15 protein-coding genes and 2 tRNA genes are annotated in these 18,876 nt (G+C 63.7%); 12 read left to right on the top strand and 5 right to left on the bottom strand.

The features are described from left to right. Window positions 1-142: 142 nt before the first annotated feature. A complete protein-coding gene (glnA, locus tag CVM73_RS14750; RefSeq protein WP_100232689.1) occupies window positions 143-1,552 on the bottom strand; it encodes a type I glutamate--ammonia ligase in 1,410 nt (469 codons plus the stop codon). A 153-nt stretch (window positions 1,553-1,705) separates the two neighbouring features. Then, a complete protein-coding gene (locus CVM73_RS14755) occupies window positions 1,706-2,044 on the bottom strand; it encodes a P-II family nitrogen regulator (protein WP_007603495.1) in 339 nt (112 codons plus the stop codon). A gap of 380 nt (window positions 2,045-2,424) precedes the next feature. Here CVM73_RS14755 and CVM73_RS14760 point away from each other — a divergent pair, with 380 nt between their 5' ends. Together CVM73_RS14760 and CVM73_RS14765 are read left to right on the top strand one after the other, a co-directional pair. Beyond that, entirely contained in the window at window positions 2,425-3,924 is a 1,500-nt protein-coding gene (locus tag CVM73_RS14760; RefSeq protein WP_167406834.1) for an NAD(P)H-hydrate dehydratase, read from the top strand. Beyond that, window positions 3,924-4,361 carry a GNAT family N-acetyltransferase gene (locus CVM73_RS14765; protein ID WP_208639203.1) on the top strand — a complete coding sequence of 146 codons (438 nt, stop codon included), beginning with the start codon at window positions 3,924-3,926 and terminating at the stop codon, window positions 4,359-4,361. Before CVM73_RS14760 ends, CVM73_RS14765 begins: the two co-directional genes overlap by 1 nt. A 5-nt stretch (window positions 4,362-4,366) precedes the next feature. Here the strand turns inward: CVM73_RS14765 and CVM73_RS14770 are convergent, their stop codons facing one another. Further along, entirely contained in the window at window positions 4,367-5,668 is a 1,302-nt protein-coding gene (locus CVM73_RS14770; protein ID WP_100232690.1) for a multicopper oxidase family protein, read from the bottom strand. 154 nt (window positions 5,669-5,822) lie between these two features. Between CVM73_RS14770 and CVM73_RS14775 the strand changes: the two genes are divergently transcribed. The 7 genes from CVM73_RS14775 (at window position 5,823) to CVM73_RS14805 (ending at window position 13,436) form a co-directional block, all read left to right on the top strand. Continuing rightward, window positions 5,823-5,907 (top strand) — tRNA-Leu (locus CVM73_RS14775). A gap of 174 nt (window positions 5,908-6,081) precedes the next feature. Beyond that, window positions 6,082-7,443: a trigger factor gene (tig, locus tag CVM73_RS14780; protein WP_100232691.1), complete on the top strand. Its 1,362-nt coding sequence runs from the start codon at window positions 6,082-6,084 to the stop codon at window positions 7,441-7,443. 283 nt (window positions 7,444-7,726) lie between these two features. Next, the gene (locus CVM73_RS14785; protein ID WP_100232692.1) at window positions 7,727-8,362 is read left to right on the top strand and encodes an ATP-dependent Clp protease proteolytic subunit; all 636 of its coding nucleotides are present in this window, start codon (window positions 7,727-7,729) and stop codon (window positions 8,360-8,362) included. 419 nt (window positions 8,363-8,781) lie between these two features. After that, window positions 8,782-10,053, top strand: a complete 1,272-nt coding sequence (gene clpX / locus CVM73_RS14790) for an ATP-dependent Clp protease ATP-binding subunit ClpX (protein WP_008547851.1) — start codon at window positions 8,782-8,784, stop codon at window positions 10,051-10,053. Window positions 10,054-10,376: 323 nt separating this feature from the next. Continuing rightward, a complete protein-coding gene (gene lon / locus CVM73_RS14795) occupies window positions 10,377-12,800 on the top strand; it encodes an endopeptidase La (protein WP_100232763.1) in 2,424 nt (807 codons plus the stop codon). Between the two features lie 63 nt (window positions 12,801-12,863). After that, window positions 12,864-13,268 (top strand): GFA family protein, encoded by a 405-nt coding sequence (locus tag CVM73_RS14800; RefSeq protein ID WP_100232693.1) that lies wholly within the window; start codon window positions 12,864-12,866, stop codon window positions 13,266-13,268. Window positions 13,269-13,359: 91 nt separating this feature from the next. Further along, window positions 13,360-13,436 (top strand) — tRNA-Val (locus tag CVM73_RS14805). A 202-nt stretch (window positions 13,437-13,638) separates the two neighbouring features. Here the strand turns inward: CVM73_RS14805 and CVM73_RS14810 are convergent. Continuing rightward, window positions 13,639-13,998 (bottom strand): hypothetical protein, encoded by a 360-nt coding sequence (locus CVM73_RS14810; RefSeq protein WP_100232694.1) that lies wholly within the window; start codon window positions 13,996-13,998, stop codon window positions 13,639-13,641. 253 nt (window positions 13,999-14,251) lie between these two features. Between CVM73_RS14810 and CVM73_RS14815 the strand changes: the two genes are divergently transcribed. The 3 genes from CVM73_RS14815 to CVM73_RS14825 all read left to right on the top strand — a co-directional run bounded on the left by CVM73_RS14815 (window position 14,252) and on the right by CVM73_RS14825 (window position 17,907). Beyond that, complete coding sequence (locus CVM73_RS14815; protein ID WP_100232695.1) at window positions 14,252-15,112, top strand: class I SAM-dependent methyltransferase; 861 nt, start codon at window positions 14,252-14,254, stop codon at window positions 15,110-15,112. A gap of 89 nt (window positions 15,113-15,201) precedes the next feature. Further along, complete coding sequence (locus CVM73_RS14820; RefSeq protein WP_100232696.1) at window positions 15,202-16,227, top strand: acyltransferase family protein; 1,026 nt, start codon at window positions 15,202-15,204, stop codon at window positions 16,225-16,227. 45 nt (window positions 16,228-16,272) lie between these two features. After that, a complete protein-coding gene (locus CVM73_RS14825) occupies window positions 16,273-17,907 on the top strand; it encodes a hypothetical protein (RefSeq protein WP_146006599.1) in 1,635 nt (544 codons plus the stop codon). Between the two features lie 6 nt (window positions 17,908-17,913). On the opposite strand, the gene CVM73_RS14830 is transcribed toward CVM73_RS14825, so the two are convergent. After that, window positions 17,914-18,876: a cation diffusion facilitator family transporter gene (locus CVM73_RS14830; protein ID WP_167406835.1), complete on the bottom strand. Its 963-nt coding sequence runs from the start codon at window positions 18,874-18,876 to the stop codon at window positions 17,914-17,916.

Genomic DNA, 18,876 nt, shown 5'->3' on the forward strand with positions numbered 1-18,876 from the left:
TAGAGCGAAGCGAAACCCATCATCCCTGCAAGGGGTGAGATGATGGGTTTCGCAAGGGCTCTACCCATCCTACGACTCCGCAAAACGAAAAGGCGCTTCCTTTCGGAAGCGCCTTTTGCCTGTCGCAGGGAGTTCGGGCTGCTCAGCCCGAATAGTACATGTCGAACTCGATCGGATGCGGGGTCATCTCGAACCGCTCGACTTCGGTCATCTTCAGCTCGATATAGCTGTCGATGAAGTCGTCGTCGAACACGCCGCCGGCCTTCAGGAAGGCGCGGTCCTTGTCGAGATTCTCGAGCGCCTCGCGCAAGCTGCCGCACACCGTCGGGATCTGCTTCAGCTCTTCCTTCGGCAGGTCGTAGAGGTCCTTGTCCATCGCCGGACCCGGATCGATCTTGTTCTTGATGCCGTCGAGGCCGGCCATCAGCATCGCGGCGAAGCCGAGATAGGGGTTGGCGAGCGGATCGGGGAAGCGCACCTCGACGCGCTTGGCCTTCGGCGAAGCGGTGTAGGGGATGCGGCAGGAGGCCGAGCGGTTGCGCGCGGAGTAGGCGAGCAGCACGGGCGCCTCATAGCCCGGGACCAGACGCTTGTAGGAGTTGGTCGACGGGTTGGTGAAGGCGTTGATCGCCTTGGCGTGCTTGATGATGCCGCCGATGTAGTTGAGGCAGGTCTCCGACAGGTCGGCGTACTTGTTGCCGGCGAACACCGGCTTGCCGTCCTTCCAGATCGACTGGTGCACGTGCATGCCCGAGCCGTTGTCGCCGTAGACCGGCTTCGGCATGAAGGTGGCGGTCTTGCCGTAGATGTGGGCGACCTGGTGGATGCAGTATTTGTAGATCTGGAGATGGTCGGCCATCAGCGTCAGCGTGTCGAACTTCATGCCGAGCTCGTGCTGGGCGGAAGCGACCTCGTGGTGATGCTTCTCGACCTTGACGCCCATCTTGGCCATGGCTCCGAGCATTTCCGAGCGCATGTCCTGCACGCTGTCCTGCGGCGGAACCGGGAAATAGCCGCCCTTGGTGCGGACGCGGTGGCCGAGATTGCCGCCTTCATATTCGGTGTCGGAGTTGGTCGGCAGCTCCGAGGAGTCGAGGCGGAAACCGGTGTTGTAGGGAGTGGAGGAGAAGCGCACGTCGTCGAACACGAAGAACTCGGCCTCGGGGCCGACGAACACGCTGTCGCCCACGCCCATCGACTTCACCATGGCTTCAGCCTTCTTGGCGATGCCGCGGGGGTCGCGGTTGTAGGGCTCGCCGGTGGTCGGCTCGAGCACGTCGCAGGTGATCACCATGGTGGTCTCGGCGAAGAACGGGTCGATCGTCGCGGTCACCGGATCGGGCATCAGGCACATGTCGGACTCGTTGATCGCCTTCCAGCCGGCGATCGAGGAGCCGTCGAACATCGTCCCTTCGGCGAAGATGTCTTCATCGATCATGCTGACGTCGAACGTGACGTGCTGCCACTTGCCGCGCGGATCGGTGAAGCGCAGGTCGACGTACTTGACGTCGTTGTCCTTGATCGATTTCAGGACGTCTTTGGCGGTCTTCATGCATACCCCTTATGGCTCTGCGGGTCGGTTTCCAGGTGAGCAAAATTTTTCTCGCTTTTGGCGAGTTCGCGCGCGACCGCACAAACGAAATCAGGCCGCCGAAGCAGCCTTATTTCTTGTCGGAGTGTCGCAAAATGCGGGATAGCACCCGGCTCAGATAGCGTCCAGCCCGGATTCGCCGGTTCGGATGCGGATCGCCTCTTCGATGTTGGAGACGAAAATCTTGCCGTCGCCGATGCGGCCGGTCTGCGCGGCGCGGCGGATCGCGTCAATGGCGCGCTCGACCAGATCGTCACCGATCACGATCTCGATTTTGACCTTCGGCAGGAAGTCGACGATGTATTCTGCGCCGCGGTAAAGTTCGGCATGCCCTTTCTGCCGGCCAAAGCCCTTGGCCTCAGTGACAGTGATGCCCTGAAGACCGACTTCCTGAAGCGCTTCCTTCACCTCGTCGAGCTTGAATGGCTTGATGATGGCTTCGATTTTCTTCACTGCGCGACTCCCGGCCTTTCGATCAAATAGCAACGTCTTCGTCAGGATGCGCATTTCTCAACGCACGATCTTGTCTTCTCTATGCCGGGATCCCTGACCAGTCCGGCAACGACGGCCGGCCACACCCTGTAAGATGCCAGTGAGCACGGCAAACCGAAGCGGCTTCCTCGAAAGCAGGGTCTATGCCAAGTTGCAAATGCCCTGATTATTGGAGCGTTATCAGCCTTTTAACGAGCATCCCTGGGTGTGGCGCCGACCTGCACAAAATACCGAAGACTACGAAATAGGCAAACGGTTCAATATATATGCAAATCGATGTCCCCGCGGTCGGATCGGCACGGAAGATGCCTGTTGAAGAGGCGTTTGTACTAGGAAGTGGCATGGAAGTTCTGAGCAACGCCGAGATGCAGCGGGCCGACCAGCTCGCCATTGCGGCCGGCACGCCCGGTTTCAAGCTGATGCTGAGCGCGGGTCAGGCGGTCGCCGAGGCCGCCCATGCGCTGGTGGAGGAGGGGCCGATCCTGATCGTCGCCGGCCCCGGCAACAATGGCGGCGACGGTTTCGTCGCAGCCGCCGAGCTCGCCGCCCAGGGGCGCGAGGTCTCGGTGATCCTCATGTGCGAGCGCGACCAGCTCCAGGGCGATGCGGCCTCGGCTGCGCGGGGCTGGAAGCACCCGGTACTCCCGTTCAATCCGCAGGCGATCGGAAGGCCGGCGCTGATCATCGATGCGCTGTTCGGCGCAGGCCTCAGCCGCCACGTCGACGGCGAGGCGCGGGAGATGATCGAGGCGATCAACGCCAACGGCGCCCCGGTGCTCGCGGTCGACCTGCCGAGCGGGATCAACGGCACCAGCGCGGCCGTGATGGGCGTGGCGGTGAACGCCACCGAGACCGTCACCTTCTTCCGCAAGAAGCCGGCGCATCTGCTGCTGCCCGGGCGCGTGCATTGCGGCCGCGTGCGCGTCGCCGACATCGGCATCGACGCGCAGGTGCTGGACGAGATCGCGCCGCGGACCTTCGAGAACGATCCGGACCTCTGGGGCGCGGCCTTTCCGGTGCCGCGCATCGACGGCCACAAATACGCGCGCGGTCATGTGCTGGCGGTCTCCGGCGATGCGGCCGCGACCGGCGCGGCGCGGCTGGCGGCTCGCGGGGCGCTGCGCGCCGGTGCTGGCCTCGTGACGCTGGCCAGCCCGCGCGATGCGCTCGCGATCAATGCGAGCGCGCTGACTGCGGTGATGGTCCGCCCCGTCGACAGCCCGATCGAGTTCGGCGAGCTGCTCGGTGACAAGCGCTACAATACCTGCATCATAGGCCCCGGCGCGGGGGTGGGCGAGCGCACCTGCGACATGGTCCACACTGCACTTCAAGCGCAGCGGCATCTGGTGCTGGACGCGGATGCGCTGACGAGCTTTGCGGCAACCCCCGAGCGCCTGTTCGAGTCGATCAAGTCCTCGCAGGACAATGCGGTGGTGCTGACCCCGCACGAAGGCGAGTTTCCGCGCCTGTTCTCCGACCTCAGCAACAAGCATCCCGGCCGCTCCAAGCTCGAGCGCGTCCGCACCGCCGCCGAGCGCTCCGGCGCCGTCGTGCTCCTGAAGGGCCCGGACACCACCGTTGCCGCCCCCGACGGCCGTGCCGCCATCGCCGCCAACGCGCCGCCCTGGCTCGCCACCGCCGGTGCCGGCGACGTGCTCTCCGGGATCATCGCCGGGCTCCTGGCACAGGGCGTGCCGGCGTTCGAAGCCGCCAGCATCGGTGTGTGGATGCACGGCGAGGCGGCAAGCGAGGCGGGGCCCGGCCTGATCGCGGAAGACCTGACCGAGACGCTGCCGGCGGTGTTCCGGCGGATCTATGATGCGCTGGGGGTGGAGTACTAGTGCTCAGGCAGCTCGCGCTCACCGATATGGGCGCGGCGGCGCAGGTCCATCGGATCGCGTTCGACGAGGCGATGCCGTGGCTCGTTGGGCTGCACACGCCGGAGGAGGACCGCTGGTTCTATCGCGAGCGGGTCTTCCCGACGTGCCGCGTATGGGGACGCTTCCACGGCGAAGTGCTGAACGGGATCATTGCTTTCCGTGAGGGCTGGATCGAGCAGCTCTACGTGCTTCCCGCCGCGCAGGGGCGCGGCGTCGGCACCGAACTCCTCGACGTCGCCAAAGCGGCCTGCAATCGGCTCGAGCTCTGGACTTTCCAGCGCAACGCGCCGGCGCGGAGCTTCTATGAAGCACGTGGATTCGCGCTGGTCGAGCAGACCGATGGCGCGCGGAACGAGGAGAAGGTGCCCGACGCTCGCTATCTTTGGAGGCGCCAATAGGCGTCTCACTCCACCGCGTACCAGCGCACCAGCCGCGGCGCGGCCCAGTCGGTCACGACGGATTCGAGTAGCCAGCGGCCGGGCGCGGTCGCGGCGAACGCGATGCGCTGGGTCTGGCCGGGCTCGATCGCGAGCGTGTCGAGCCAGTAGGGCTTCCAGCCGTCGTCGAGCTTGTCGAGCAGGCGGAACGGGTGGCCGTGCAGGTGGAATACGGTGGTGATCGGGGCAGGGTTCTTCAGGGCCAGCACAACGGTGCGGCCGGCCCTGGCGCGAAAGGCGGGGGCAGAGGCGGTGGAGAAGCTTGCGGGCCGCGCCCAGCCGGCATCGGCTGGACCAAGCGCGACATCGAACCGCAGGGCGCCTTTCAGGTCGAGCTTCTCGGGAAGATCGTTTGAAGGGAGCGGCTGCGGCGGCAACAGCGGCGCGCGCTCCAGCTTTCCCGAGATGGTGAGGCTTCCGACCTGGCGGGCCTCCTTGCCGTCGTGGAGCAGGAATGGGGCCGAAATGGCCGTATCCACGAACGCGTCGGCTCGCGCGCCGGGAGCCAGCACCACCGCGCCGTTGCGCGCGGGGAACGGCTCGGCCGGCTGTCCGTCCAGGGCCATGACCCGGACCTCGTGGCTCTCCAATTTGATCGCCAGAACAGTACGTTGGGAGCCGTTGATAAAGCGCAGCCGCAATCGCTCATGGGCTGTGGCTGAGAGTTCGAATGAAGTCTTGCCATTGACGGTGTAGAGCGGTGTCGTGTCCTTTGGGTCCTGGCCCGGCGGGACCGCGGTGCCATCCGGCCGCAGGCGCCATTCCTCGATCAACAGGACCTCGTCGCGGTCGACGGCAACCCGGCTGGTCTCTTCCGCGATGATCGGGAGCGGGCGTGCGGGCTGCTTCAGGCCGCCCTCGAAGAGACGGAAGTCCGCCAGCAGGGTTCCCGCGCTTGGTATTGAAATAATTGATGTTTCGGTCGTGTCTGGCGCAGCGGGCGCACGCCCCCGCAGCGGGTCGGTCGCGGTCGCCGCATTGAGGCCGTACCAGACCGGCGCAAGTGGTACAGGCAGGTCGTTCCGAAACACCACCTCGCAGCGGTCGCCGCGCTTGAGACGAACGTCCCTGAGATGACTTACGGCGGCCAGCTCCCAGATCGGTGTAGCCGGCTGACCGGGTTTCAGAGCCAGCGTTGCCGGCCTCGCCTGCAGCGCGAGCTGGGCCGTCACGAACGGGGCTGCGCCGCCGGCGATCAGCCCGGCTGCCGAGGCTCCGAGGCCTGCCAAAACCTCGCGCCGATGTGGGGCAAAGATCCGCGTTGTCATGGCGTGATCCGGACCACGCCGCGCTGGATAAGTCCAGCCATCGTGCCTACTTGTAGCCTGCCTCCATCAGGCCATTTTTTTGCTGCGAACAGTCAAGCACATGCTATAAGCCCGGCCGCCCGCGGCATCGCGGCCGGTCTTGATGCAAATTCACGCGGGCGTGGCGGAACTGGTAGACGCGCTGGATTTAGGTTCCAGTGACGAAAGTTGTGGGGGTTCGAGTCCCTCCGCCCGCACCAAGCGCTTATCGCGTTTGCACGGATTACGAGACCTGCTTCCGCGCGGATGATCATCCGTCTGGAGCCGGTCCGATGAACCACCGGCGTCGAGGCGTTTGCCTCGCGCCGGATCGATTAATGACAGCGTCCCGACGCGCGACGTGCCGGGACCGAACGAAAAGAAGATTGGACGCCATGCAGGTCACAGAAACCCTCTCGGAAGGTTTGAAGCACGAGTTCAAGATCAGCGTTCCCGCGTCTGATCTCGATGCCAAGGCCGGTGCCAAGCTCGTCGACCTCAAGGACAAGGTCCGCATCAACGGCTTCCGTCCGGGCAAGGTGCCGGTCTCGCACCTGAAGAAGGTCTACGGCCGCTCGGTCATGGCCGAAACCATCGACCAGACCATCCGCGACACCAACACGCAGCTGTTCTCCGAGCGCGGTTTCCGTCTCGCGACCGAGCCGAAGATCACCATGCCGACGGAACAGAAGGACGTCGAGGAGCTGCTGAGCGGCAAGACCGATCTGACCTACACGGTCGCGATCGAGGTGGTGCCGGCGATCGCGCTCGCCGACTTCAAGACGTTCCAGGTCGAGAAGCCCGTTGCCGACGTCTCCGACACCGACGTCGACGAGGCGATCAAGCGCATTGCGGATTCCAACCGCACCTATGCCGCCAAGGGCGAGGGCGCCAAGGCCGCCTCGGGCGACCGCGTCACCATCAACTTCAAGGGCAGCATCAACGGCGAAGTCTTCGAGGGCGGCACCGGCGAGGGCATCCAGGTCTTGATCGGCTCCAACACCTTCATCCCGGGCTTCGAGGAGCAGCTCGTCGGCATCGGCGCCAATGAGACGCGCACGCTCAAGGTGTCGTTCCCCAAGAACTACATGAACGACAAGCTGGCCGGCCAGCCCGCCGAGTTCGAGACCACAGCGACCCTGATCGAGGCGCCGCAGGACCTCGCGATCGACGACGAGTTCGCCAAGTCGCTCGGCCTGGAATCGCTGGACAAGCTCAAGGAAGCCGCGCGCGAGCGCCTGGTTGCCGAGTTCGCCACCGCGACGCGCCAGCGCGTCAAGCGCGCGCTGCTCGACCGGCTCGACGAGGCGCATCGCTTCGAGGCGCCGCCCTCGCTGGTCGACGAGGAGTTCAATCTGATGTGGAACTCGGTCAAGGCCGAGATGGATTCCGCCGGCAAGACCTTCGCCGACGAGGACACCACCGAGGACAAGGCGAAGGAAGAGTACCGCAAGATCGCCGATCGCCGCGTGCGGCTCGGCCTCGTGCTCTCCGAGATCGGCGAGAAGAACAAGATCACCGTGACCGACGACGAGGTCGGCCGCGCCGTGATCGAGCGCGCGCGCTCGATGCCCGGCCGCGAGAAGGAGGTCTGGGACTATTACCGCAACAACGCCCAGGCGCTGGCCCAGCTTCGTGCGCCGATCTACGAGGACAAGGTCGTCGACTTCATCCTCGAGCTCGCCAACGTGACCGAGAAGAAGGTCTCGCGCGAGGATCTCTACAAGGACGACGACGCGGAAAAGACCGCAGCCTGAAGGATTTGACGCAGCCATCTATTAAGGATGATCGGCAAAGAGGCCCAGCTAGCCAGATGGCCGGCTGGGCCTCTTTGTGCGAATCAGCTTCAACTCCCCGACGGATTAAGCCTTAATGCGCTCCGCACTTGTCAGGCGCGAATTGGGCTATATCTGTCGCTACGCGTTCTACCACTTACCCAAGTTCCTGCATCACGGGACGTCCATCCGCCCTTCCGGCGCATCCAGCCAAACTGGCAGCCAGGCCCGGCGATGTCCGTCTCCGAAAAACCCTAGGTGACTCATGCGCGATCCGGTTGAAGCCTACATGCAACTCGTGCCCATGGTGGTCGAGCAGACCAACCGTGGCGAGCGCGCCTACGACATCTTCTCGCGCCTCCTGAAGGAGCGCATCATCTTCGTGACCGGCCCGGTCGAGGACGGCATGTCGACGCTGATCGTCGCGCAGCTCTTGTTCCTCGAGGCGGAAAATCCGAAGAAGGAAATCTCGATGTACATCAATTCGCCGGGCGGCGTGGTGACGTCGGGCCTTGCGATCTACGACACCATGCAGTTCATCCGCCCGCCGGTCTCGACGCTCTGCACGGGGCAGGCGGCCTCGATGGGCTCGCTGCTGCTCGCCGCCGGCGAGAAGGACATGCGCTTCTCGCTGCCGAACGCGCGCATCATGGTGCACCAGCCCTCCGGCGGCTTCCAGGGCCAGGCCACCGACATCATGCTGCACGCCCAGGAAATCCTGAACCTGAAGAAGCGGCTCAACGAGATCTACGTGAAGCACACCGGCCAGACCTACAAGTCGATCGAGGATGCGCTGGAACGCGACAAGTTCCTGACCGCGAATGACGCCAAGGAGTTCGGTCTGGTCGACAAGGTCATCGACAAGCGCGCCGAGGAGCCGGCGCCGGCGAAAGCCCCGTAGCACTACTGGGTCATCACGGCGATCCCTCGGGTCGGCGCGGGTGCGCGCGTCGCAAAACGTGGTTTTGCGCGCTGCCACAAGCAGGAAGTTCCGCTTTCGTGCTTGTTTTTCGTGGTAATCCCGCAACGCCGGGGTGATTTCGATCACTTTGGCCCGTGCCAAGTCCGGAAATCACGGTATTGTCACGGGTAGCCGGCGACCCCCGATTAGCGAATTCTTGATAGTCGGGTGACAGCATGGTTGGCTACGATTGATCGGCTATGATCGCGGAGAATCGAGTGACCGTGATTCGCACGGAATGTAGTTAAGCGTAGGGTCTTTTTTGGTACGGAATTTGCTCTACTTAAGCTTCATGCTGGCCATCGTGCCGGAATGGAGCGATCGAGCGGAACGGGATCGAACCGCGGACGGAGACAGGAATGAGTAAGGTCGGCACGAGCGACTCCAAGAACACGCTATATTGCTCGTTCTGCGGCAAGAGCCAGCACGAAGTCCGCAAACTGATCGCGGGTCCCACGGTCTTCATCTGCGACGAGTGCGTCGAGCTCTGCATGGACATCATCCGCGAGGAGAACAAGTCCTCGCTGGTCAAGTCGCGCGACGGCATTCCGACGCCGAAGGAAATCTGCAAGGTGCTGGACGATTACGTGATCGGCCAGAGCCATGCGAAGAAGGTCCTGTCGGTCGCGGTGCACAACCACTACAAGCGCCTCAACCACCAGACCAAGCACAACGATGTCGAGCTCGCGAAGTCGAACATCCTGCTGATCGGTCCGACCGGCTCGGGCAAGACGCTGCTCGCGCAGACACTCGCCCGCATCCTGGACGTGCCGTTCACGATGGCGGACGCGACGACGCTGACCGAAGCCGGCTATGTCGGCGAGGACGTCGAGAACATCATCCTGAAGCTGCTCCAGGCCGCCGACTACAATGTCGAGCGCGCCCAGCGCGGCATCGTCTACATCGACGAAATCGACAAGATCAGCCGCAAGTCCGACAACCCCTCGATCACGCGCGATGTGTCGGGTGAGGGCGTGCAGCAGGCGCTGCTCAAGATCATGGAAGGCACGGTGGCTTCGGTCCCGCCGCAGGGCGGCCGCAAGCATCCGCAGCAGGAGTTCCTGCAGGTGGATACCACCAACATCCTGTTCATCTGCGGCGGCGCTTTCGCCGGCCTCGAGAAGATCATCTCGGCACGGGGACGGTCGACCTCGATCGGCTTCGGCGCCCAGGTTCTCGCGCCGGAGGATCGCCGTACCGGCGAGATCTTCCGCCACGTCGAGCCTGAGGATCTCCTGAAGTACGGCCTCATCCCCGAATTCGTCGGCCGTCTGCCGGTCGTGGCAACGCTCGAGGATCTCGATGAGACCTCGCTGAAGAAGATCCTCACGGAGCCGAAGAACGCGCTGGTGAAGCAGTACCAGCGGCTGTTCGAGATGGAGAACATCGAGCTGACCTTCGCCGACGAGGCGCTTGGCGCGGTCGCCCGCAAGGCGATCGAGCGCAAGACCGGCGCGCGAGGCCTGCGTTCGATCCTCGAGGCGATCCTGCTTGAGACCATGTTCGACCTGCCGGGCCTGGAAGGTGTGGAAGAAGTCGTGATTTCCCGCGAAGTGGTGGAAGGAACGGCGCGTCCGCTCTACATCTACGCCGATCGATCCGATCGCGCCGTCGAGAACGCCAGCGCCTGATCTGGCGGCGCTGGAACGCTCCAATTGTCTCCTCAATGTGGGCTGCGGAACTCATATTTCCGCAGCCGGTGTCGCGTCGCTTATTGCGTGCGTAAGCGCCTGATGGCGCGCGTTTTTCAGTGACTTGACACCCCCCGGGTCGATAGCCACCTTATGTCGGCGGCGAGCGAAAATTCTCTTCAAGATTCGCCTCAGTTCCGATCCGACGAGCCGGTCCCACTCGCAAAAGGACCGACCGGTCTTGCGGATCACCTCGGCACCTTGTGGCGGTTGCGCGTGATCAGCGGGCTGCGTGCAAGGGGGCAAAGCAAAAGGAAAAGGCCATGACTAATCCCAAACCCCGGCCAACCATCGTCCATGGCGAAACGCACGCCTATCCCGTGCTGCCGCTGCGCGACATCGTCGTCTTCCCGCACATGATCGTTCCTCTCTTCGTCGGCCGCGAGAAGTCGATCCGCGCGCTCGAAGAGGTGATGAAGAACGACGCGCTGATCATGCTCGCGACGCAGAAGAACGCGTCCGACGATGATCCGGCGCCCGATGCCATTTACGAGACCGGGACGCTCGCCAGCGTGCTCCAGCTCTTGAAGCTTCCCGACGGCACCGTGAAGGTGCTGGTCGAAGGGCTCGAGCGTGCGCGCGTGTCGAAATACACCGACCGCGCCGACTATTACGAGGCGACTGCCGTTGCGCTCGCCGACACCGATGCGAAGTCGGTCGAGGCGGAGGCGCTGGCGCGCTCGGTCGTGTCCGATTTCGAGAGCTATGTGAAGCTCAACAAGAAGATCTCGGCCGAGGTCGTCGGCGTCGTGCAGGCGATCACCGATTTCGCCAAGCTCGCCGACACGGTTGCCTCGCATCTCGCGGTCAAGATCGCGGATCGGCAAGGCATCCTGGAGACGCTCTCCGTCACCACGCGCCTGGAGAAGGTGCTGGGCCTGATGGAGAGCGAGATCTCGGTGCTGCAGGTCGAGAAGCGGATTCGTTCTCGTGTCAAACGACAAATGGAGAAGACGCAGCGCGAGTATTACCTCAACGAGCAGATGAAGGCGATCCAGAAGGAACTCGGCGACGACGACGGTCGCGACGAGCTCGCCGATCTCGAAGAGAAGATCTCCAAGACCAAGCTCTCCAAGGAAGCGCGCGAGAAGGCGCAGCATGAGTTGAAGAAGCTGCGTCAGATGTCGCCGATGTCCGCGGAAGCGACCGTCGTGCGCAACTATCTGGATTGGCTGCTGTCGATTCCGTGGAACAAGAAGTCCAAGGTGAAGAAGGACCTGGAGGCTGCGCAGGCCATCCTGGACTCCGATCACTACGGGCTGGAGAAGGTCAAGGAACGCATCGTCGAGTACCTGGCGGTGCAGTCGCGCGCCAACAAGCTGACCGGACCGATCCTGTGCCTCGTCGGTCCTCCCGGCGTCGGCAAGACCTCGCTCGGCAAGTCGATCGCGAAGGCCACGGGGCGCGAGTTCGTGCGCGTCTCGCTCGGCGGCGTGCGCGACGAGGCCGAGATCCGCGGTCACCGCCGCACCTATATCGGCTCGATGCCCGGCAAGATCATCCAGTCGATGCGGAAGGCGAAGTCGTCCAATCCGCTGTTCCTCTTGGACGAGATCGACAAGATGGGCGCCGATTTCCGCGGCGATCCCTCTTCGGCGCTGCTCGAGGTTCTCGACCCCGAGCAGAACGGAACGTTCAACGACCACTATCTCGAGGTCGACTACGATCTGTCCAACGTGATGTTCATCACCACCGCGAATACGCTCAATATTCCCGGGCCGCTGATGGACCGCATGGAGATCATCCGGATCGCGGGGTACACCGAGAACGAGAAGGTCGAGATCGCGCGCAAGCATCTGATCCCGAACGCGGTGTCCAAGCACGGCCTGGACTCCAAGGAGTTCGCGATCGACGACGACGCGCTGCTGCTTCTGATCCGCCGCTACACCCGCGAAGCGGGCGTGCGTAACCTGGAGCGTGAGCTCTCCACACTCGCCCGCAAGGCGGTGAAGGAGCTGATGATCTCCAAGAAGAAGTCGGTCAAGGTCACCGAGAAGACTCTGGAAGAGCTGCTCGGCGTGCCGAAGTACCGCTTCGGCGAGATCGAGAGCGAGCCGCAGGTCGGCATCGTCACCGGCCTTGCCTGGACCGATGTCGGCGGCGAGCTGCTGACCATCGAAGGCGTCATGATGCCCGGCAAGGGCAAGATGACGGTCACGGGCAACCTGCGTGACGTGATGAAGGAATCGATCTCGGCCGCGGCGTCCTACGTCCGCTCGCGCGCGATCAACTACGGCATCGAGCCGCCGATGTTCGACCGGCGCGACATCCACGTGCACGTGCCGGAAGGCGCGACGCCGAAGGATGGTCCGTCCGCGGGCGTGGCGATGGCCACCGCGATCATCTCGGTGATGACCGGCATCCCGGTCCGCCACGATGTCGCGATGACCGGCGAGATCACGCTGCGCGGCCGCGTGCTGCCGATCGGCGGCCTCAAGGAGAAGCTGCTGGCCGCGGCCCGCGGCGGCATCAAGACGGTGCTGATCCCCGAGGACAACGCCAAGGATCTCACGGAGATTTCCGATGCGATCAAGGGCGGCATGGAGATCATCCCGGTCTCGCGGCTGGACGACGTCGTCGCCAAGGCGCTGGTGAAGAAGCCGGTGCCGATCGTCTGGGAAGAGGACACCAAGGTGACGGTGAAGCCGGATGGCGACGAGGCCGCCGGCGGCCTGACCGCTCACTGAGATCGCAGTTCGAAAAGATGATAAAACGGCGCCTTCGGGCGCCGTTTTTGTTCGAGGCTGGTCATGCAGATCGACGGGCAATGCCATTGTGGGAAGATCACCTACGAGGCCGAGATCGATCCCGAGGCGGTCTCGGTGTGCCATTGCACCGATTGCCAGATGTTGACCGGCTCGCCGTTCCGCGTGACGGCGATCTGTTCCGGGGCCGATGTGCGGCTGACCGGCGGCGCACCAAAGGTCTACGGCAAGCGTGGCGACAACGGCCGGATGCGCTTCCAGCATTTCTGCGCCGACTGCGGTTCCCCGCTGTTCACCAGCGGCGAGGGCGACCAGGCCGACGATTGGGGTATCCGCTGGGGCAGCATTCGCCAGCGCAACGCGCTTAGGCCGGTGCGGCAGATCTGGTGCCAGTCGGCGGCGGTGTGGATTGATGCCGTGCCGCTGCTGCCGGGAAGGCCGCAGGATTGAGGCCCAGGTATTGAGGCCCAAGTATTGAGGCCCAAGTCGTTGGGGCTGGGGTCTTGCCGGTTCGGGGCTCGTAGGGCTAAAGAGGCGGCGAGGGCGGTTAGCTCAGCTGGTTAGAGCATCTCGTTTACACCGAGAGGGTCCGCGGTTCGAATCCGTGACCGCCCACCACACTTCGCCTTGCGGAGCCGAACAGGCTGTCATGCCGGGCGACCGATTGGAGCATGGCATCAGCGCAAAGCCTCCGTTCGGTCGCGGCTGGCTGTTTCGTTTGAAGAGCACATCACCCTGCAAACCTCGACCGGGCATGCCAAAACCACCGTGGAGCGGTCACGTGCCCCACAGTGGCGCGTCGTCATTCCCGACGGAAATATCAGGCCGTCTTGGTGAATAAGGTCAGGACGCCCTCGGCAATGTTGATCGCAACGACCTGCGACGAGGTCAGACCCTTCGCCTTGAGCGCGGATGCCGCCTGGGGAGTCGCGTCAATCGTTTTCCGGAGAGATTGAATATCGTCATCGCTCGTCTGTGCGACGATTTCATCGACCTTCGAGCGCACCGCGGGCTGCAAGTCCTTAATGTCGACAACCTGGATCTGGCGGATGACGGTGCTCTGGGCGGGCGGCGATTCTGCTCCCGGTTGCGACGATGTTCCCTGCGCCTGCACGAAAGTCGGCGTCCCGAAGGAGAGGGTTGCGATAATGAGGGGGGCCATGAAGCTGCGCATGGTCATGCCTTTCCAAGGTGAGCAACGCGAAAACGCTATCCTCGAAATCTGGTTGTCGTCTGCTTCCGATGCGGCCATTCGGTGAAAGCTATGCGGCGACAATGCGAGCATTTCCAGCCGGGAGCGCAGCCAATTCCCGGCAGCGGCGGCTGTGGTCCTTGCAGAAAATTGCGTTACGATCCGGGCAGGGATCCGACGCAGGTGAACCCACACAATTGCGGGAGCGGCGGATCGACCATTGTGAAGGATTGAAGATCTGATGGAACAGCCGAGCGGACACGAGCAAAACGCCGACCAGATCGCCTATTGGAACGGCCCCAGTGGGCAGCGCTGGGCCGATCGCCACGCGGTGCAGGAGAGGCTGCTCGGACCCATTGCCGACGTCCTGATCGACCGTGCCAGGCCGAGGCCGGGTGAGTGCGTGATCGACGTCGGTTGCGGCTCCGGTGCGACGACGGTGGCGTTCGCGAAGGCGGTGGCGCCTGACGGTTTCGCGCTCGGCCTCGACGTCTCCGAGCCGATGCTGTCGCAGGCGCGCGCGCTGGCGCCAAAGGGCCTGCCGCTCGAGTTCGTGCTGGCGGATGCGACGGTGCATCCGTTCGAGCCGGCGCGCTTCGATCTGCTCGCCTCGCGCTTCGGCGTGATGTTCTTTGCCGATCCCATCGCATCCTTCGCCAACCTCCGCCGCGCGCTGAAGCCGACAGGGCGGCTTGCTTTCGTCTGCTGGCGCGAGCCGAAGGAAAATCCCTGGATGATGGCGCCGCTGATGGCGGTCTATAAGCACGTGCCGAAGATGCCGCCGGTCGGGCCGGAGGAGCCGGGCCCGTTCGCCTTTGCCTCGGAGGAGCGCGTAATGCGCATCCTGAAAGGTGCAGGCTTCGTGGATGTGGCAATGGAGCCGTACAATCTGGCGATGGATATCGCGATCGGCGGCGGCCTCGATGCCGCCGTCGACGGCTCGCTCCAGATCGGCCCGGCCAGCCGCGCGCTGCAGGGCCATCCGCCGGAGACGTATGCGGCTGCCAAGGCTTCGATCCGCGAGACGCTCGCGCCGTTCCTGGAGGGCCAGCGCGTCGAGTTGCAAGGCGCGATCTGGATCGTGACGGCGAAAGCGGGATAGGCGGCCGAGCATCCGAGCTGCTCCTGAGCAGACAGGCCGAGTTGTGTGTCGTTGCGCAGGGCTGCGTGCGCTGCTAGGTACGGGACGGGATGGGAAATGCTCAACTTCATGGTCGGCTGCCGGGCGTGCAGCTTGGGCGCGCGATAGCTGCTCTGGCGGTGTTATACTTTCACACGCACCTCGCGCTGGTCTATTTCGACCCGTCGCAGCTTGCCACCTGGAGATTTCTGGCGGATCGCGGCGCCGCTGGCGTTGACCTCTTCTTCGCGATCTCAGGTTTCATCGTCTGCTATGTCTCGGCTGCACCGGACTACACGCAGTTCAGTTTTCTCATCAAACGCTTCTTCCGCATCTATCCTCTCAATGCGCTCGCGACGCTGGTCATGATCGTGTTCTTCAGCCGCGGCATTGGAGGGCCGCCGCACGAAATCGAACTGGGACGGATCGTGCGGTCGCTTCTGATCGTTCCGCAGCCCGCCCCGATGAATGCCGTGGGCTGGACGCTCGAGTGCGAGGTGATTTTCTATCTCGTCTCCGCGGTGCTCATCCCGCTTGGCGGACCCAGGCTGTTGCTCGTCTGGTGCATCGCTGCCACCTGGATCGGACGCGCCATCGAGCCGCAGCAGCCGATCATATCTCGTGTTGCCGACGGTCACTATGCCGACTTCGCCGCCGGTGTGTTCGCCTACATGATGGTCGCACGGCTATCGCCGCGCTGGATCTCCAGCCTGGCTTTTCTTGCTCTGGCGATCGTCGTTTACATTTTTGCCCCGCAGCTGACGATATGGTCGACGCCGCTGGCGTGCTGTCTGGCCGTCGCCGGCCTGGCGCTCCTGCCGTATGCGCCGCGCGTGTTCGTCTGGCTTGGGGACATCTCTTACGGCATGTATGTGTGGCACTGGCCCGTGTTCATGTTCCTGCCGTGGCTGGCTGCGTGGAGGCACTTCGACAAGGCGAACGGCGAGATCTGGCGCTGGAGCCTGCTGGTGCTGGTCATCGTCATCGCATCGGGGTCCTGGATCCTGTTCGAACGGCCGATCAATCGTTGGGCCGCTCGTCGGCTGGCGCACCGTTGGAAGGTCTCGTCTTCGCCGGTGAGCCAAGGCTCGGCATAGCATTGTGGCAAGACTTATCGGGCATGTCACTTGCGGGGATTGCTAGTGGATCGAACATCAAGCCAGCGTCGTGGTTTTCTACCTTCCTTGCTCGCGTGGGCAAACGGTGTCGCGTGGTTCTGGGTCTGGGCCTGTACAATCGGCCTGGCCTTGATGGTTCACCTTGCTTTCCTGGTGAACTGGCCTGATCACTTCATCCACGAAGACAGCGCGGCCTATCTCATCCAGGCCGAATCCATCCTGAAAGGGCAGTATCTCGAGGATACGATGAAGCGGCCGTACGGCCTGGCCATCTTCCTTGCGCTGCTGTCCAAGCTGTTCGGTCCGCACATCCTCGTCTTCGTCGTCGCGCAGCATCTGTTGAGCGTCGGCACCGCGCTTTTCGTCGCGGGGATCGTGCGTTTCGCCGGCGCGCCGCGCGTCTTCGCGCTTCTGGCTTTTTGTCTTGCTGCGCTGCATGGCCGCATCATCCACTACGACAATACGATCGGTGCGGAGACGATCTCCAACTTCCTGGTGAGTCTTGCGGCCTTCATCGCCGCGGGCGCTGCATTCAGGAAATGGCCGGCTTTGCCGGCCGCAGCGGCGGTGGGCTTGACGCTCGGCGCCGTGATGACCTGCCGGTCGGCGGCGATAGGACAGGCCGTTGTCATTCTGTTGTGGCTGGCGGTGGTGCTGGACACGGGACTCTTGCGCCGGCTTGGCGCGCTTGCACTGGCAGGCGTCCTGGCTTCCGCCGTCTATCTGACACCCGCGGCGATCAACTTCGCGATCGGCAAGCGACCCGCCGGCAATGAGACTCTGGCCGTGATGGCCTTCGTGGTTGGCTATTCCGGCGATTTTGAGCGCGGCGTCCATCTCGACCGAAAAGCGCAAGCGCGGGAGTTCGTCGAGCAGATGCGGGCTGCGGATACCCCTGGGGGATGGCCAGACGTCGGTGTCTATCAGTGGCCGTTCGGTGCGATGCACCGGCTAGCGAAGCCCGGGGACAGCGATACAGATCTCGAGAGGGTCGTTCGGGATATTTTTATCGAAACGCTGACGACGCCGTCGACGCTCTATCGACACTTCACGAAGCATTTTCTCCGGGAGACGTTCTTCCTGCTGTTCGACGCGAATTCGGTTGCGCGGCGGGCGCCCAGTCCGCAGGGCTACGAGTTCTTCGTAAACCGCGACAGGTATCCGTTCTTTGGAAGTCCGACCGGGCTCAAGCCCGGACAGTTGATTCAGGATCACTATAAGCCCTGGTCGCGGCTGCTGCCGACCGCGGATCAGTTCCAGCTCACCCTGAACCGTCTGTTTGCGCGCGGCTACGCGCCGAGTTCGGACTTGGTGACGCTGTGTTGCGGTCTAAAAGTCTCGACCGAATACGACGACCGGCCGGGAGTGATCTTGTGGCTGTCATCGGCAACCGCCTGCCTCGCGCTAATCCTGCTGATTGGTGTCCCCGCAAGCCATGCGGGGCTCGTTCGGCGGGCGCGCGGCCGCCTTGTTGCCGGCGGCACCTTGATGATCCTGCTGGCGATGGTCAGCGTCGCGTTTCCGACCTTCCTCGTTTATGGGCTCAATCGCTACGCGTATTACGCCATTCCCTTCCTGGCCGGCTCGAGCGCGATCCTGGGCAGTGTGCTATTCGATTGGGTGAAGGCCAAGGCCGGCTGGGCCGGCGGTGAGGCATAAGCGCGGTCACACCACATCATCCGGTGCCAGCGCGCAGCCGTTGTCGGGATGCGTCTCGACCTGAAGCGTGGTGTGTCCGATGCGGAAGGAGGCCTTCAGCATCTGCGCGGTCTGCATCAGGAATGCGTCGTCCGCACCGGCCGGCATGACGAGGTGGCAGGTCAACGCCGTCTCGGTGGTCGAGATCGGCCAGACGTGCAGATCGTGGATCCCGGAGACGCCGGGCCGCGCCAGCAGGAAGGCCCTGATCGCGGCGAGGTCGGTGCCCCTGGGTGCGGCCGCCATCGACATGTCGATCGAGCCGCGCAAGAGGCTCGTCGTGCTCCAGAGGATGGTGGCGCAGATGACGAGACTGGTTAAGGGATCGAGCCAGAGCCAGCCGGTCCAGATGATCAGCGCCGCCGAGACCACGACGCCGAGCGAAACCGCGGCGTCGGCAGCCATGTGCAGATAGGCGCCTTCGATGTTGATGTCGTCCTTGCGTCCGCTCGCGAACAGCATGGCGGTGAAACCGTTGATGAGGATGCCGATGCCGGCGACCACCATCACCGTGACGCCGGCAATTGGCTCCGGCTGGCGCAGGCGCAGGATCGCCTCCCAGCCGATCGCGCCGGTTGCGACCAGCAGGAACACCGCGTTCGCAAGTGCCGCCAGAATCGTGGAGGCGCGCAGGCCATAGGTGAAGCGGCCGCGCGGCGCGCGCCGTGCCGCGATCGATGCACCCCAGGCCACGACCAGGCCGAGCACGTCGGAAAGGTTATGGCCAGCGTCGGCGAGCAGGGCGGTGGAGTTGCCGATATAGCCGTAGACCGCTTCGGCCACGACCAGCGCGGCGTTGAGCGAAATGCCGATCGCGAACGCCTTGCCGAAATTCGCGGGGGCATGGACATGGCCGTGACTGTGGTCGTGACCATGACCATGGTCGCCATGATCATGGTGGTGATGACCGTGATGGTCATGGCTGCCCAA

The sequence above is a fragment of the Bradyrhizobium forestalis genome (genome assembly GCF_002795245.1).
In the GTDB taxonomy this organism is placed as follows: domain Bacteria; phylum Pseudomonadota; class Alphaproteobacteria; order Rhizobiales; family Xanthobacteraceae; genus Bradyrhizobium; species Bradyrhizobium forestalis.